Origin of the sequence: Micromonospora pallida (genome assembly GCF_900090325.1) — a bacterium.
GTDB classification, from domain to species: Bacteria; Actinomycetota; Actinomycetes; order Mycobacteriales; family Micromonosporaceae; genus Micromonospora; species Micromonospora pallida.
This window is the reverse complement of sequence record NZ_FMHW01000002.1, coordinates 6,228,089-6,243,739: the sequence shown is the minus strand read 5'-3', so window position 1 is coordinate 6,243,739 and position 15,651 is coordinate 6,228,089. Positions and strand designations below refer to the sequence as shown.

Sequence of the window (15,651 nt, the reverse complement as noted above, 5' to 3'; positions counted from 1 at the left end):
CCAGTTCAGGCGGCGGCTCCGTTGACGTACAGCACCTGGCCGTTGATCCAACGGGCGGCCGGGCTGACGAGGAAGGCCACCAGTTCGGCGGCCTCGGCCGGGTCGCCGAGCCGGTTCATCGGCGACGCCGCCGCCATCCGGGCGATGGTCTCCTCGTCCTTGCCCCGGAGGAAGAGGGCGGTGGCAGTGGCCCCGGGGGCGACCGCGTTCACGGTGATGTCGCGTTCCCCGAGTTCCCGAGCCAGGATCAGGGTGACCGCGTCCACCGCGGCCTTGCTCGCGGCATAGGCGGCGTAGCCGGGCATGGACAGCTTCGGCGTCGTGCTGGAGATGTTGATGATCGTGCCGCCGGACCGGACCCGGCGGGCCGCCTGCTGGTCGACCACGAAGGTCCCCCGGACGTTGGTCCGGTACACCCGGTCCAGTTCTGCGAGGTCCAGGTCGGTCATCCGGCCGTGGACCGCGATCCCGGCCGAGTTCACCACGACGTCGATCCCGCCGTAGGTCCGCTCGGCGGTGTCGAAGAGTCTGGCCACCGCGAACTCGTCGGCGACGTCGGCCTGCACCGCGACGGCGTCGCCACCGGCGGCGACGACCTCGGCCACGGTCTGCTCCGCCTCGACCTTGCTAGTGGCGAAGTTCAGCACGACCGCGTAGCCGTCCGCCGCCAACCGTTTCACGATCTGGCGTCCGATCCCCTGGGCTCCGCCGGTGACGATCGCGACCCGCTGCGAGACGGTCATGGTCGACTCACTCCTTGATCATCGAGGGGGTCCGGCGCGGCGAAGCCGCTCCCCGACCCCGGATTAGATCAAACGGAGATGTCGGCCGACTGCGGCCCCTGCCTGCCACTTCGCCGCCAGAGGGCCAGCGCCAGCCAGACCGAGCCGACCCCGACGAGCACACCGTGGGCAACCCGGACGGCTGCCGGCGTGTAGAACTGCGGAAGGAAGAGGGCGAAGCCGAGCGCGAAGAGAATGCCGCTGGGGCGTGGCAGCACCCCCGAGCGCCAGACCGTGACGGCGGTCAGCACTGCCGACACGCCGAGCGTGATCAGGCCGATCCCGAACGTCGTGATCGCGACCGGGTCGTACCGCACCGTCTCGACCAGGTCGAGCAGGTCGAGCGGCTGCCCGGCGGCGTACTTGCCGGCGATGGCGTGCAGGCCGAAGTCCTCGGCACCGTAGTAGGGCAGGACGAGCCCCACGCCGATCCACCCGGTCACCACGGCGGCGAAGGCGAGCCGTTCGGCCCGGGTGTGCCGGACCGCGTCGCGTACGGCGAGCAGACCCAGCGTCACCAGGATAAAGCCGATCATGGCGAACAGGTGCGAGGCGACCCACCAGTCGGAGCCCATCGCCTGGGCCGCGCCGTCGGCTGTGGATTCGTCGTGCCACGGTCGGGTCGCCGGATAGAGGACGAACAGGACACCGGCGACAGCGAGCGCGAGGGCACCGAGCCTGGTACGGGCGGGGTAACTGGACATCGTGGTCTCCAACGTCATGATCAGGTGCGGGGCAGGCTCGCGACGAACATGCGGATCAGTTGCTCGTGGGTGGTGTCCAGGTCCTCGGGCAGGCCGAAGCCGCCGGCCGCCTCGATCGAGGCGAAGCCGTGGACGATCGCCCGCAGGCAGCGGGTGGTGTGGATCGCGGCCGCACCGTCGAGCCCGTAGCCCCGCAGCACCGCAAACAGGACCTCGATCAGCCGGGCGCCCGCGCTGGCCAACTCCGGGTCGTGCAGTGGATCCGGCGGAATCGCGGCGTGCCGGGCCGGATGATCGACCGCGTATTGCCGGTAGGTACGCATCAGGGTGGCGACGGCGTCGTCGCCGCTGCGGCCGACCAACGCTTTGGTGAAGCGTTCAGTCAGCTCCTCCATGATCCGTACGGCCATCTGCGTCCGGAGCTGGGCGAGGCTGCCGACGTGCTTGTAGAGCGAGGGTGCGGCGACCCCGGTGCGCTCGGCGACCGCGGCCAGGGTCAGGGCATCCAGCCCGCGCTCGTCGATGAGGTGGAGAGCCGCGTCGACGACGGCCGCGGTGGACAGCCCGGCCCTAGGCATGGTCGTGCCCCTGGTCGCGACCATGCTCAGGGCCGGGCTCATGCCGGAGGCCGGCGGAGCAGGCCCGGGAAAAGCCTTGGCTAACGCTCATAGCTATAAAGCTATGGCCAATAGCCAATGCCGTCAAGCTCGCTCGGGGAGTCGCGAGGCGTCAGCTTCCTGGTCAGTCGAGGCAGAACTCGTTGCCCTCGGGGTCGGCCAGCACGATGTGTCCGGCGCCGAGCGGAGGAGCGGGCTCGTGACGCTGGATCCGGGTGGCGCCGTGGGACACGAGCCGCTCGGCCGCCGCTTCCAGGGCCGCCATCCGCGCGTCGCCCTCCAATCCCGGGGCGGCCCGCACGTCGAGGTGCACCCGGTTCTTGGCCTGCTTGCCCTCCGGCACCCGCTGGAAGAACAGCCGCGGCCCGGCGCCCTCGGGGTCGACCAGCGCCGAGGCGTCGTTGCGGCGCTCAGGCGGCACGCCCATCGCTGCCAGCGCCCGCTCCCACGACTCGAAGCCCGCTGGTGGAGCCTGCACCCGGTAGCCGAGGGCCTCGGCCCAGAACGCCGCCAGCCCGGCCGGATCGCCGCAGTCGAACGTGATCTGGATGTCGCGGGCCATCTCAGCTCGCCTCCCGTCGGGTCTGCCGGTAGAGGTCGCGGAGCAGGCACACCTCGGCCAGGTGGTGGATCAGCTCACGGTTGATGTGCAGCACCAGCTCGGCCATCGGACGCTCGGCGTACGGTCCCTCCGCCTCCCCACAGGGGCGGGCGAGCCCGGTTTCGCCGAGGGACTCGACCCCGGCCAGCCAGGTTGCGTACTCCGCGTCGAGCTGGGCCAGCGCCTCGGCGGCGGTCGGGGCGTACTCGAACGACGGGTAGTCGGTGGGCGCGCGGCCGAAGTGCGCGGCGTTGCGCACCGCGAGCACGCCGACGATCACGTGCCCGAGTCGCCAGGCGATCGTGGTGATCGGCGCCGGGTCGGGCTCCGGGATCGCGAAGTCGATGGTCATCGCGCCGGACCCGGCCTGCACCGGCGCGGTGCCCGTGCCACGCGGACGCACGTTCCAGCAGCCGGGGGCCGGCTCCCAGAAGTACTCGTCGTCGGTGAGTCCGGCGAGGCGGGCACGCAACTGGTTGGTCCAGTGCCCGGCGAACTGGTCGCGGAGCAGGTGATTCCAGATCTGGTCGGTCATGGCGCCAGCCTCCCCCGAATTGCGGACAGGATCGGTCCGTGATCTGTGCGACGATCACCACGTGACTGTCGAGGCGACCACCGAGCGGGTGCTGCGGTTGTTGACCCTGCTACAACGGCGGCTGTCCTGGACCGCTGTCGAACTCGCCGCCGAGCTGGGGGTCACCGACCGCTCGGTGCGCCGCGACGTGGAGCGACTGCGTACGCTCGGCTACCCCGTACACGCGGCTCCGGGCGTCGGCGGCGGGTACCAGCTCGGCGCAGGCGCCCGGCTGCCGCCGCTGCTCCTCGACGACGAGGAGGCGATCGCGACGGCGGTCTCGCTGCGGCTGGCGTCGGGAGGAACGGTCGCCGGGGCGGGCGAGGCGGCCCTGCGGGCGCTCGCCAAGCTCGACCAGGTGATGCCGTCCCGGCTGCGCGCCGAGGTGCGCGCGGTGCACGACGCCACCGAGACCCTCGTCGGCCCGAGGGTCGAGATCGACCCGGAGCTGCTGATGACGCTCGCGCGGGCCTGCCGCGACGCCGTGCGGGTGCGGTTCCGGTACGCCGGCCGCGACGGCAGGGAGCAGGAGCGCACGGTCGAGCCGGTGCGGATGGTCACCACCGGCCGCCGGTGGTACCTGATGGCCCGGGACGTCGACCGCGACGACTGGCGCACCTTCCGGCTGGACCGGATGCGCGAGGTGACAGCGACGACCTGGCGCTTCCGACCCGGCGAGCACCCGGACCCGGTCGCCTACGTGCAGCGGTCCGTGACCGAGGCGCCGTACCGGCATGTCGCCCGGGTGCGGGTGCACGCCCAGCCCGACCGGGTACGGGAACTGGTGCCGCCCCAGGTGGGGCGGGTCGAGGACGATCGCGACGGGTGGTGCGTACTCGTCGTCGGCGGGGACGACCTGGACTGGCTCGCCATGCACGTGGCCCGGCTGGGCTTCGAGGCGGAGGTGCTGGAGCCGCCGGAACTGCGGGTGGCCACCGCCCAACTCGCCCGGCGCCTCGCGGCAATGGCCGGAACCGGGGCAGGCTGATACCGGCGATGGCCGGGCCGGCTGACGTACCGGTCGTCAGCCCGGCCCCTGCCGGGGCCGGCTCACTGCGGCTGGATTACGTCGACCATCCAGGCGACGCCGAACCTGTCGACGCACATGCCGTACAGATCGCCCCACATCTGCTTCTCGAACGGCATGGTGACGGTGCCGCCGTCGGAAAGCTTCTCCCAGACCTCCTCGAGGCCCTCGCCCGGGTCGCCGCTGAGGCTGCACGTGACGGTGTCACCCGGGTTGTACGACATACCGGGCGCGGTGTCGGAGGCCATCAGGACGTAGCCGCGATCGGTGGTGAGCATCGCGTGCATCACGTTGTCGGCGACGGCCGGGTCGGACATGCCGTACTCGCCGAACGTGTTGAGCCGCAACTGGCCGCCGAACACCGATTGGTAGAACTCCATGGCCTCGCGAGCGTTGCCGTTGAAGGTAAGGTACGGGTTGAGTCGGGACGTCATCACAGGGCTCCCTTGCCGACTGACCGGGTCACCCTCGGACGTTAGACCCATCCACCGACACGGAGAGCATTTCCGGCGAATCGACACCTGCGCGTTTCCGGTCGCCGGGCCCGCAGCGGCCGGACAGGGCCGGTGCCGGCGTCAGCCGAACCGGTGGCGCAGAGCCGGAGCGGAGCACGTACGTGAAGACGTCGACGCCGGCGAGCATCCCGTCGCGATGCCGCCCCCAATCCAGGACACTGTTGGTGAGCATGCCGATCCGTATCCCGCGTCGGCGCAGCGGCGCGAAGCCGCGCAGCCCTTCCTCCGCCGCCACCGTCTCCGGGCGGCGGCGAGCACGGCGAGGTGAGTGTGGTTCAGCAGCTTCCCGCTGACGGCCCGATGTGCATCGATGTGCCGCTCGTCCACCGGCTTGTGGCCGCCCAGTTTCCGCAGTGGGCCGAGCTGCCGATCCGCCCGGTCGAGGCAGCCGGCCGGGACAATGTGATCTTCCGGCTCGGCACTGAGCTGTCCGTTCGTCTTCCCCGCCGCGAGCTCGGTGCTCGCCATCTCGCCAACGAACACCGCTGGCTGCCGTTCCTGTCGCCGCACCTACCACTGCCGGTGCCCGCGCCGCTTGGCCAGGGCCTGCCGTCCGAGGGGTACCCGTGGTGCTGGACGGTGACCCGATGGCTGCCTGGCGACGTTTCGGCGTTCGGGTCCGGACTGGATGAGATCCAGATGGCTGACGAGCTGGCGCGGTTCATCACCGCGCTCCGGGCGGTCAACCCGGCCGAAGGGCCGGCCAGCGACCTTCGCGGTGCCCCGCTGGTCGAACGAGATCCAGGGGTCCGCGCGGCAATCGCGGCCCGTCCAGGCGACTGGGATCGCCAGGCGATGACGGCGGTCTGGGAGTCGGCGCTGACCGTTCCTTCGTGGGTGCCTCCGGCGGTATGGACCCACGGGGACCTACATCCGGGCAATCTTCTGACCATTGACGGTCGGCTGACCGCCGTTATCGACTTCGGCCTCCTCGGCGTCGGCGACCCGGCCATCGATGTCCTCCCGGCGTGGACGGTTCTGTCTCGACCCACTCGGGACCGGTTCCGTCGTGCACTGCAGGTCGACGAGGCGACCTGGGCTCGTACGCGGGGCCGGGCACTCGACTTCGGGCTGATGTGCGTGGCAACTGCACCGCGCGGCTCTCTCGTCGGGAACATCGGCCGCCGCACGATCGATCAGATACTCACCGACGACCAGGGGTGGATTGGATAGACGGCGGGGTCCGGGAACCGGGCAGCGCCACGTAGGTGGTCTCGAGGTACTCCTCGATTCCCTCGAAGCCGCCCTCCCGGCCGAATCCCGAGGCTTTCATGCCACCGAACGGTGCGGCCGGGTTCGAGATCAGCCCGGTGTTGACGCCGACCATGCCGTACTCGAGCGATTCCGCCAGCCGGATCGTGCGGGCGAGATCGCGGGTGAAGACGTAGGCGGCGAGGCCGTACTCGGTCGTGTTGGCGCGGCTTACCGCCTCGTCCTCGGTGGTGAAGACGCTGATCGGGGCGACGGGCCCGAAGATCTCCTGGCGGTTGATCTCCGAGTCCTGGTGGACGTCGAGCAGCACGGTGGGGTGGTAGAAACAGCCCGGCCGGTCCGGCGCGGAGCCACCCACCACGAGGCGGGCCCCGTCGCGGACGGCGTCGGTGACGAGCCGGTGGACGGAGTCGACGGCGCGCTCGTCGATCAGCGGGCCGACATCGACGCCCGGGTCCTGACCTCGGCCGACGACCAGCCGGCCCATCCGGTCGGCCAGTTTGTCGGCGAACTCCTGAGCGACGTCCGTGTGGACCAGGAAGCGGTTCGCGGCCGTGCACGCCTCGCCCATGTTGCGCATCTTGGCGAGCATCGCGCCGCCGACCGCGGCATCGACATCGGCGTCCTCGAAGACGAGGAACGGAGCGTTCCCGCCGAGTTCCATGCTCAACCGTTGCAACTGGTCGGCCGACTGACGAACGAGTTGCCGTCCGACCGGAGTGGAGCCGGTGAAGGACACCTTGCGCAGGCGTGGGTCCGCCATCAGCGCCTCGCTCATCGCCGCGGCACGCGAGGTCGGTACGACGTTCAGCACACCTGGTGGCAGCCCGGCCTCGTGGAGGATGTCCGCCAGCGCCAGCATCGTGAGCGGGGTGAGTTCGGCCGGCTTGACCACCATCGTGCAGCCGGCGGCGATCGCCGGACCGATCTTCCGCGTCCCCATGGCCAGCGGGAAGTTCCACGGCGTGATGAAGAGGCAGGGGCCGACCGGTTTGCGGACGGTGAGCAGGCGGCTGGCGCCGTCGGGCGCGTGCATCCACCGACCGTGGATGCGGACCGCCTCTTCGGAGAACCACCGGAAGAACTCGTTGCCGTAGGCGACCTCGCCCCTGGCCTCGGTGATCGTCTTGCCCATCTCCAGGCTCATCAGCTCGGCCAGTTCGTCCGTCCGGTCGCGGATCAGGTCGAACGCCCGGCGCAGGATCTCCCCGCGGTCACGTGGCGCGCTCGCCGACCAGGAAGACTGGGCGGCGACGGCGGCATCGAGGGCCTCGACCGCATCGTTGACCGAGCCGTCCGCGACCGAGGCGAGGACGGACCCGTCGGCCGGGTCGAGTACCGGGAAGGTGGCTCCCGCTTCCGCTGCGCGCCAACCACCGCCGATGAAGAGGCCGCGCTGGTCACGTCCAGGCAGACTGCGTCCGGGCATGAGCGACTGAACTCCTTGGGTTGCCGGGGCCAGAGGGGATACAGCGGCCTACGGCCGCCGACCAAAGGGGACTCAGCGGCTGGCGGCCGCCGCCGCGCGCCGCAGCGCCGCCTGGACCGTCACGATGTACTGCTCGTCCGACCGGGTCATCGGGACGACCACGGCCAGGACGCCGAGCAGGACGTCGCCCCGGAAGACCGGCGCGGCGACCGCCCACGACTCCTCGGTCGACTCGCGACCGCTGTAGCCCATGCCACGTTCCCGGATGAGCGCGCATTCGGCCCGCAGGTCGGCCAGGGTTCGTACGGCCCCGGACTCGGTCTTGAACTCGTCGGTTCCGGGCGGCAGACCGAGGTAGCCGTGCTCGGCGTTGCCGAAGGCGATCAGAGCTTTCCCGGCGGCGCCCAGGTACACCGGCCCACGCTCGCCGGGGTGGCAGACCCTCCGCACGAGTCGGGCGGACTCCGCCGACTCGATGCAGACCCGGTCGTTTCCGGCGCGGACGAAGAACGCCACGGTCTCGTTGAGCTCGTCCCGAAGGCTGGTGGCGGCCTCCCGGGCAAGCTTGCGGATGCCCGACCACTGGTCGCTGGCGTACAGGAGTGCGGTCAGTTCGGGACCGGGAACGAACTGACCAGCCTCGTCCTGTTCCAGGAAGTCAGCCATCTTCAGGGTGGCCAGGAGCCGCGACGCGGTGCTCAGGCTGACACCGGCCTGGCCGGCGAGTTCGGTGAGGGTCCGGCTCCCGCGAGCGGTCGCGGAGAGCAGGTTGAGCGCACGGATCACCGACCTGACGCCACGCTGCTCCGCGGGCTCGTATTCCAGCTCGGTCACCGTGTTCTCCTTCATCGTTCGGCCGTCGAGCCGAAGACGTTCACATCACGTGCCCGCCAGATCATGCCGACCGTTTCGCCGGTGCGGTAGGGATGCTCGCCGTCATCGTGCTGCATTTGTACCCGCACCGGGCCGAGTGTTTCAGAGTGGACGGTGTACATCGTGTGCGAGCCGAGGTACAGCCGGTGCGTGACCTTCCCGGTGCAGCGGCTGAACCCGGCAGGTGGGGCGGCGGAGACGTCCGTCAGTGCGATCCGCTCCGGACGTACGGCGGCCACCGAGGCGTCGGCCGGCACGGTCCGGTCGTCGTCGAGTGACAGCAGTCCGCCGCTCTCCACGCTCAGCCGTCCCGGAGTCTCTGGACGGACCGCGAGCATGTTGTTGGTGCCGAGGAAGTCCGCGACAAAGGCGGACCGGGGGTGCTCGTAGAGCTCCCGTGGCGTCCCCATCTGCTCGATCCGGCCGTGGTTCATCAGGGCGACGCGATCGGACATCGACATCGCCTCCTCCTGGTCGTGGGTGACGTAGACCATCGTCACCTTCAGCGTCTGCTGGAGCTGCCGGAGCTCGACCTGGAGACGCTGTCGCAACTTGCGGTCGAGGGCGCCCAGGGGTTCGTCCATGAGGAGGAACGCCGGGTCGAACACGACTGCCCGCGCCACCGCGATCCGCTGCTTCTGCCCGCCGGAGAGCTGGTCGGGCAGCCGGTTGGCGGCGGCGGACATGTCGACGAGTTCGAGCGCCCGGTCCACCCGCTCGGCGATGACCTCGCGCGGTTCCTTCCGCATCTCCAGCGGGAACGCGAGGTTGTCGCGGACCGACATGTGCGGGAAGAGCGCGTAGTCCTGGAAGACGACACCGATGTTGCGTTTGTCGCTCGGCACGTGCGCGATGTCGACGCCGTCGACGCGGATGGTCCCCGAGGTCGGCTCGGTGAAGCCGGCGAGCATCATCAGCGTCGTGGTCTTCCCCGACCCTGACGGGCCGAGCACGGTGAAGAACTCACCGGGCTCGATCGTGAGGGTGAGGTCGTCGACGGCGACGTGGTCGGCGTACTCCTTGCGGACGTTGTCGAAGTGGATCGCGCCGTGGCTGAGGGTCACGATTTGCTCCTCGAGATCTGGGTGAGGCGGCGGAACAGCACATAGCCGAGCCAGATGACAGCGGCGCAGGCCATGACGAAGACGGAGATCACCGCCACGGTCGGGTTGGTCTCCAGGGAGAGCGCTTCGAAGATCCGCTTGGGGAGGGTCTTGACGTGGACGCCGGAGAGGAAGATCGCGACCGTCGACTCGTCGAACGAGGTCAGGAACGCGAAGAGGCCGGCGGTCGCGATGGACGGGGCGATCAGCGGCAGCACGATCCGGCGGAGCTGGACCATCCGGCTCGCCCCCAGGCTGGAAGCGGCTCGCTCGTAGACCGGGTTGAGCGACCGGAGTCCCGCGCTGACCACGCTGAACACGAACGGCAGCGCCAGCGTCACGTGGGCCAGGACGATCCCCAGCTCGGTGTCGGTGAGCCCGATCCGCTCGAACTCCACGTAGAAGCCGGCAGCGGCGACCACCGTCGGGAAGAGCAGCGGCAGCATCATCAGCGTCGAGGCCAGCGCGCCCCACCGGTGGACCGTTCCCCGGACGACGCCCATCGCGGCGAGCGTCCCGAGCACTCCGGCGATGACGGTCACGAAGAGCGCGATCCGGACGCTGACCGCGAGCGGATCGAGCCAGCTCGCGGTGAAGAACTCCGAGTACCACTGGGTCGAGTAGCCGACCGGCGGGAAGACCAGCGCCTTGGTGGCGGCGAACGAGATCGGGACGACGATGAACTGCGGCAGCAGCACGAGGGCGCCGAGCACGGCGGCCAGGATCTTCGGCAGCCGGCGGCTGCGGGTGACGCCGAGGCGGTCGAGCCCGCCGACCGCGCGTCCGGCGAGCTTGAGGACGTGTCCGCCGCCGCGCTTCGGCTTGCCGGAGCGGGTGGCCGCGGTGCCGGATCGCCCGGCGAGTTCGGTTGTCGACATCCCGGTCAGCCGCTGGAAGACGAGGACGATGGCCAGGACCAGGGCACCGAGCACGAGCGCGGCGGCCGAGGCGAGGCCGTAGTCGCCGCTCTGCTTGATCGCACTGTGGATCAGCGAGCCGAGCATGCTGCCCTTGGCGCCGCCGAGGAGCGCGGGGATCACGAACGCGCCGATGCCGTAGACGAAGCACAGGACCGAGCCCGCCTGGATGCCGGGCTTGGTCAGCGGCAGGTAGACCCGGACGAACGCTTGGGCCGGCCCGGCGCCGAGACTGGTCGCGGCGCGCGTCCGTGAGGTGCCGACCGAGCGCATGGTGGCGGCCAGCGGCAGGATCATCAGCGGCAACAGGTAGTGGGAGAGGCTGACGACGACCGCGATCGGCGTGAACACCATCGCGATCGGCTCCAGCCCGAACTGCGCGAGCAGCTTGTTGACCGGGCCCTGGCGGCCGAGGATCACCAGCCAGGAGAACGACCGCAGCAGGATCGAGGTCAGGTACGGTGCCATGATCGCCACGGTCAGGAAGGTGCGCAGCCACTTGCCGCCGTGCACCATCTGGTATGCGATCGGGTAGCCGAAGAGCAGCGCCAGGAAGGTCGCGGTCGCGGAGATCAGGATCGTCCGCACGATGCTGTCGCGGTAGCCGGAGTGGCCGAGGAGCCGAGTGAAGTTCTCCAGGCCTAAGGTCGGTTCCGTGACGCTGCGCAGGCAGAGGATCGCGACCGGAAGCACGAAAACCAGGGCCACGACCAGGGCGGCGGGGACCGCGTTCAGGTCCCAGCCGAGCCGGCGGCGGCGCCGGCCTCCCGTGGTGCGGGAGGCCGGCCCCGTACGGTCCGCGCCGGGCAGGGTCGGCGTGGTGGTCACTTGTTCTGCCAGTCCTGCCAGCGCTTGAGCACGTCCGCGCCGTTCTTGGCCCACCAGTCCACGTCGATGCGGAAGGTCTCGTCGCTGGCAGTCTCCTGGGTGCCGGGAAGGTCGGCGCGGGTCTTGGCGTCGAGGCCGTCGAGCACCGACTTCAGCGACGGCGTGTAACCGAGCTTGTCCATGATCGCCTTCTGGACCTCGGGCTTCAGCGAGTACTTGATCGCTTCGAAGGCGTCCGACTGGTCCGGCGCGCCCTTGGGCACGACGAGCTGCTGGACGGAGAGGACGGCGCCCTTCCAGGTGTAGTCGAGCGGCACCGCGCCGCTCTCGGCGATGCTCTTGATCCGGGCGAGGTTCCCGTAGCCCAACGCGATCTCGCCCTGCGAGATGGCGTTCTGCAGGTCACCGTTGGACGAGAAGAAGACGGTGTCGTCACGGATGGTGTCGAGCTTGGCGAAGGCGCGGTCCAGGTCGAGCGGGTAGAGCTGGTCGACCGGGACGCCGTCGGCGATCAGGGCGCCCTCGAGGATGCCCCAGGGCAGCCCCACCATGCCGCGCTTGCCCGGGATGCCCTTCGTGTCGAACAGGTCGGCCCAGGAGTCGAGGCCACCGGGCACCTCGTCCTTGTTCCAGAACAGGTTGCGCGAGAACGTGTACCACGGCACCGAGTATTCGGTGACCGCGCTCGGGTCGGCGAAGCCCTCCAGGCTCTTGGTGTCGATCGGCTGGAGGATGTCGGCGGCCATGAACTGGGCGAGCGAGGAGTCCTCGGCGTCGATCAGGTCGAGGTTCATCGAGCCGGACTTGGACATCTGCACCAGCTTGGCGACGTCGGAACCGCTGCTGTCGTAGAGGACCTTGACGTCGGTGTCCTTCGAGTACGGGTCGAAGAGCGCCGCCTTGACGGCCTCCTCGTAGGTGCCGCCGAAGCCGGCGTACGTGATCGACCCCTTCTCACCGCCGCTGTCGGACGAGCAGGCCGTGAGGCTGCCCAGGGCCACGACGACCGCAGCCAGCACGGCGCCGACGCGACGCCGACCCGTGGGCGCGTCGAGATATGTTCGCATGACGGTTCCTTCTTGATCGGGGCTGCCGGTCGGGTGCGTGAACCACCTTGAAGTTGAGCTTCCACACAATGGAAGTGTGACTTCCATTGCAGGAATGCTGGTGGCCTGGGCGGCGGGCTGTCAAGAGCTGTGACCAGGCTTTCCCGCAGCCACGCCGACAAGTGACCCCGAACGGTCGTATTCGTCCAGTACGGCGACGTACGGCGCCACGTCGAGGCCCTGGTCCGCACGCCAGGACGCGTCGTAGTACGTCGAGGCGTAGCGTTCGCCGCCGTCGCAGATCAGGCTCACCACGCTGCCCCGCTCGCCGTCGCGCTCCAGTCCGGCGACGAGTTGGAGGGTCGCCCACATGCTCGTCCCGGTCGAGGGTCCGACCCGGCGTCCCAGCCGGCGCGAGGTCCACAGCATCGCCGCGACCGACGCCGCGTCCGGCACGCGGACCATCTCGTCGATCACCTCGGGCACGAAGGACGGCTCGACCCGTGGGCGACCGATCCCCTCGATCCGGGAGCCCTTCGGCGACCGCAGTTCGCGGTCGCCGAGATGCCAGGCGTCGAGGAAGACCGAGTTCTCGGGGTCCGGCACCAGCAGCCGGGTGGGGTGCCGCCGGTAGCGGAGGTAGCGCCCGATGGTCGCCGCCGTTCCGCCGGTCCCGGCGCTGGCGACGATCCAGGCCGGCACCGGGTGCGCCTCGCCGGACATCTGCTCGAAGATCGACTCGGCGATGTTGTTGTTGCCGCGCCAGTCGGTGGCCCGCTCGGCGTAGGTGAACTGGTCGAGGTAGTGGCCGCCCAGCTCGGCGGCGAGACGCCGCGCCTCGTCGTACACCTGCCCCGGATGATCCACCATCTGGCAGCGCCCGCCGTGCCACTCGATGAGTTCGACCTTCGCCGGGCTGGTCGCGGCGGGGACGACGGCAATGAACGGCAGGTCCAGCAGCCGGGCGAAGTACGCTTCGGAGACTGCCGTCGAGCCGCTGGACGCCTCGACCACGGTCGTGGTCGGGCCGATCCAGCCGTTGCACAGCGCGTACAGGAAGAGCGAGCGGGCGAGCCGGTGCTTCAGGCTCCCGGTCGGGTGCGAGGACTCGTCCTTCAGGTAGAGGTCGATCCCGTGCCGACCGGGCAGGTCGAACGTCAGCAGGTGGGTGTCGGAGCTGCGGTTGGCATCGGCCTCGACGCGGCGAATCGCCTCGTCGACCCAGGTCCGGCCGGGACGGGCCGGCTCGCGCATCGTCATTCGAGGTCTCCTTCGGGTCTTCCTACGACCGCTCCTGCGGATGCCCTGGTCGGCGCTTGACCGGGTTCACATTCGGGGGCATCCTATGGCACGGAAGTCAGACTTCCACTGTGCGGAACATCCGAAGGAGTCCAGTGAGCAACCAACCCGTGAACCCGGTCGATGCCCGAGCGATCGAGGAAGTCCTCAACCGGGTCGCCTACGTCCTCGACGCCCACGAGTACGACCGGCTCGGAGAGGTCTTCGCGCCCGAGATCTCCTTCGACAACCCGGGCCGCCTGACGGCCAGTGGGCTCGACGAGGTGATCGCGGCCTTCAAGGCGATCGCGACGCCCGCGGTCAGCCACCACATCACCAACGTGGTGGTGGACGGCGTCGACGACGACACCGCCGAATGCCTGAGCAAGGCGCTCGCCCTGCGGGCCGGCGGGGCGGTCACCGCCGCGATCTACCGCGACACGGTGACCCGCACCGACGCGGGCTGGCGCGTCTCCGCGCGACGTATCACTCCGCTGGGCTGACCCGGCGACGGCGACGGAACGGGAGGAAGCGGATGGAGCAGGCGTACGACGTGATCGTCGTCGGGACCGGGCACAGCGGCCTGGTGGCCACCGGTTACCTGGCTCGGGCGGGGTTGCGGGTGCTCGCCCTGGAGCGCCGCGACATCGTGGGTGGCACCTGCGTCACCGAGGAGATCTTCCCGGGTTACCGCGGGAGCAGCGTGGCCAACGCGAGCCACAGCCTCGATCCGCGGATCGCCCGGGAACTCGAACTGGAGAAGTACGGGCTCCGCTTCGCCCACCCGCCGCTCGGCTCGCTGACCCTCTTCGAGGACGGCCGGGCCCTGCCGGCCTGGCCGGACCGGGCCAAGCGCCGGGCGACCATGGAGCAGTTCGCGCACGGGGAGGCGGACCTCGACGGCTACGCCTCGGTCATCGGGCTGTACGCCTCGGTGGCCCGGCAGATGAAGGTCTCCTTCTACGACCCGCCGCCGTCGTTCGCCGAGGTGGCCGCGCGCTTCACCACCCCGCGCCAGCGCCGCGACTTTGAGTCGATCATGTTCGGTCCGGTCGCGGACATCCTCGAGGAGCGGCTCTCCTCGCCGCAGCTACAGGCGTTCTTCGCCGGCACCGCGGTCGCCACCAACTTCGTCGGCCCACGTACCCCGGGCAGCGGCTACCTACTGCTCCAGCGACCGCTCTGGGAGGAGTCGCTGCGCAGCGTCGGCAGCCACGACGACAACGAGCTGATGATGCGCAACGCCGCGCCGCTGGGCGGCATCGGTGCCATAACCGGCGCGATGGCGGCCTACGCCCGCGCCCACGGCGCCACGATCCTCACCGGCGCGGAGGTCGAGCGCATCCTCTGCCAGGACCAGCGGGTCGTCGGTGTCGCCCTGCGCGACGGGCGCGAGTTCCGCGCGCCCCGGGTCGTGTCCAACGCGAACCCGAAGCTGACCCTGACCGAGCTGGTCGGTCCCGAGGACATCGGGGCGGAGCTGTACGACCTCGCCAAGTCGGTCAGCATGAAGGGCACCTCCGCCAAGGTCCACCTCGCGCTCGATGGCACCCCACGGTTCGCCGCCGCCCGGGACGAGGAGGAGAACCGGCTCTTCCTCGGCACCAACTTCCGGATCGCGGCCAGCATCGACGTGCTCCAGAACGCCTACAACGAGGCGGTGCTCGGACGCTGGAGCAGGCGACCCACCGTCACCGCGATGATCGACTCGGCGCACGACCCCTCGCTGACCCCACCGGGATGCCACTTCGTGAGCATCAGCGTCCGGGGAGTGCCGTACCACCTGGCCGAGGGCACCTGGGACGAGCAACGCGACGACCTGGGCAAGGCCGTGGTCAGCACGTTGGAGCAGCACATCCCGAACCTGTCCGAGATCCTGGCCGGCGTCCACGTCTACTCGCCACTGGACCTCGAGCGCGAGTTCGCCCTCGTCGAGGGGAACGGCGCTCACGGCGACATCGTCCCGGGGCACATCTTCGACTCCCGCCCGATCCCGGGCTGCGCCGACTACCGGACCCCGGTCGAGGGGCTCTACCTGACCGGCGTCGGCAACTGGCCGGGCAACTTCATGAGCGGTGTCACCGGCTACAACGCGAGCAACCGCGTACTGGCCGACGTGCGCCGTACCACCGACTGACCCGACCC

Annotated in this window: 16 protein-coding genes; 4 read left to right on the top strand and 12 right to left on the bottom strand. The window is 70.0% G+C overall.

Annotated features, from left to right (window positions below):
• Window positions 1-5: 5 nt before the first annotated feature.
• The 5 genes from GA0074692_RS26375 to GA0074692_RS26355 all read right to left on the bottom strand — a co-directional run bounded on the left by GA0074692_RS26375 (window position 6) and on the right by GA0074692_RS26355 (window position 3,239).
• A complete protein-coding gene (locus GA0074692_RS26375) occupies window positions 6-743 on the bottom strand; it encodes an SDR family oxidoreductase (RefSeq protein WP_091648757.1) in 738 nt (245 codons plus the stop codon).
• Window positions 744-811: 68 nt separating this feature from the next.
• Window positions 812-1,486, bottom strand: coding sequence for a hypothetical protein (locus GA0074692_RS26370; protein WP_141725415.1), 675 nt, complete (start codon window positions 1,484-1,486; stop codon window positions 812-814).
• 20 nt (window positions 1,487-1,506) lie between these two features.
• The gene (locus GA0074692_RS26365; protein WP_091654120.1) at window positions 1,507-2,064 is read right to left on the bottom strand and encodes a TetR/AcrR family transcriptional regulator; all 558 of its coding nucleotides are present in this window, start codon (window positions 2,062-2,064) and stop codon (window positions 1,507-1,509) included.
• Window positions 2,065-2,227: 163 nt separating this feature from the next.
• The gene (locus GA0074692_RS26360) at window positions 2,228-2,665 is read right to left on the bottom strand and encodes a VOC family protein (protein ID WP_091648747.1); all 438 of its coding nucleotides are present in this window, start codon (window positions 2,663-2,665) and stop codon (window positions 2,228-2,230) included.
• A gap of 1 nt (window position 2,666) precedes the next feature.
• Window positions 2,667-3,239: a DinB family protein gene (locus GA0074692_RS26355; RefSeq protein ID WP_091648744.1), complete on the bottom strand. Its 573-nt coding sequence runs from the start codon at window positions 3,237-3,239 to the stop codon at window positions 2,667-2,669.
• 61 nt (window positions 3,240-3,300) lie between these two features.
• Here GA0074692_RS26355 and GA0074692_RS26350 point away from each other — a divergent pair, with 61 nt between their 5' ends.
• Window positions 3,301-4,266, top strand: coding sequence for a helix-turn-helix transcriptional regulator (locus GA0074692_RS26350; protein WP_176738585.1), 966 nt, complete (start codon window positions 3,301-3,303; stop codon window positions 4,264-4,266).
• Between the two features lie 62 nt (window positions 4,267-4,328).
• Here GA0074692_RS26350 and GA0074692_RS26345 read toward each other — a convergent pair whose 3' ends face one another.
• Window positions 4,329-4,739, bottom strand: coding sequence for a VOC family protein (locus tag GA0074692_RS26345; protein WP_091648735.1), 411 nt, complete (start codon window positions 4,737-4,739; stop codon window positions 4,329-4,331).
• A 351-nt stretch (window positions 4,740-5,090) separates the two neighbouring features.
• Between GA0074692_RS26345 and GA0074692_RS26340 the strand changes: the two genes are divergently transcribed.
• Window positions 5,091-5,993: an aminoglycoside phosphotransferase family protein gene (locus GA0074692_RS26340; protein WP_218106713.1), complete on the top strand. Its 903-nt coding sequence runs from the start codon at window positions 5,091-5,093 to the stop codon at window positions 5,991-5,993.
• On the opposite strand, the gene GA0074692_RS26335 is transcribed toward GA0074692_RS26340, so the two are convergent.
• The 6 genes from GA0074692_RS26335 to cds1 form a co-directional block, all read right to left on the bottom strand.
• Complete coding sequence (locus GA0074692_RS26335; RefSeq protein WP_091648729.1) at window positions 5,965-7,461, bottom strand: NAD-dependent succinate-semialdehyde dehydrogenase; 1,497 nt, start codon at window positions 7,459-7,461, stop codon at window positions 5,965-5,967. The two genes, GA0074692_RS26340 and GA0074692_RS26335, sit on opposite strands and share 29 nt — an antisense overlap.
• Before the next feature lie 72 nt (window positions 7,462-7,533).
• Complete coding sequence (locus tag GA0074692_RS26330) at window positions 7,534-8,295, bottom strand: IclR family transcriptional regulator (protein ID WP_176738584.1); 762 nt, start codon at window positions 8,293-8,295, stop codon at window positions 7,534-7,536.
• A gap of 11 nt (window positions 8,296-8,306) precedes the next feature.
• Window positions 8,307-9,398 carry an ABC transporter ATP-binding protein gene (locus GA0074692_RS26325; protein ID WP_218106712.1) on the bottom strand — a complete coding sequence of 364 codons (1,092 nt, stop codon included), beginning with the start codon at window positions 9,396-9,398 and terminating at the stop codon, window positions 8,307-8,309.
• Window positions 9,395-11,182 carry an ABC transporter permease subunit gene (locus tag GA0074692_RS26320; RefSeq protein ID WP_091648722.1) on the bottom strand — a complete coding sequence of 596 codons (1,788 nt, stop codon included), beginning with the start codon at window positions 11,180-11,182 and terminating at the stop codon, window positions 9,395-9,397. Before GA0074692_RS26320 ends, GA0074692_RS26325 begins: the two co-directional genes overlap by 4 nt.
• Window positions 11,179-12,249 (bottom strand): extracellular solute-binding protein, encoded by a 1,071-nt coding sequence (locus tag GA0074692_RS26315; RefSeq protein WP_176738583.1) that lies wholly within the window; start codon window positions 12,247-12,249, stop codon window positions 11,179-11,181. Before GA0074692_RS26315 ends, GA0074692_RS26320 begins: the two co-directional genes overlap by 4 nt.
• A gap of 120 nt (window positions 12,250-12,369) precedes the next feature.
• Window positions 12,370-13,488, bottom strand: a complete 1,119-nt coding sequence (gene cds1, locus GA0074692_RS26310; RefSeq protein WP_091648712.1) for an L-cysteine desulfhydrase Cds1 — start codon at window positions 13,486-13,488, stop codon at window positions 12,370-12,372.
• Window positions 13,489-13,622: 134 nt separating this feature from the next.
• Here cds1 and GA0074692_RS26305 point away from each other — a divergent pair, with 134 nt between their 5' ends.
• Both GA0074692_RS26305 and GA0074692_RS26300 read left to right on the top strand, forming a co-directional pair.
• Window positions 13,623-14,009 (top strand): nuclear transport factor 2 family protein, encoded by a 387-nt coding sequence (locus GA0074692_RS26305; protein WP_176738582.1) that lies wholly within the window; start codon window positions 13,623-13,625, stop codon window positions 14,007-14,009.
• A gap of 32 nt (window positions 14,010-14,041) precedes the next feature.
• Window positions 14,042-15,643 (top strand): phytoene desaturase family protein, encoded by a 1,602-nt coding sequence (locus GA0074692_RS26300; RefSeq protein ID WP_091648706.1) that lies wholly within the window; start codon window positions 14,042-14,044, stop codon window positions 15,641-15,643.
• Window positions 15,644-15,651 lie beyond the last annotated feature (8 nt).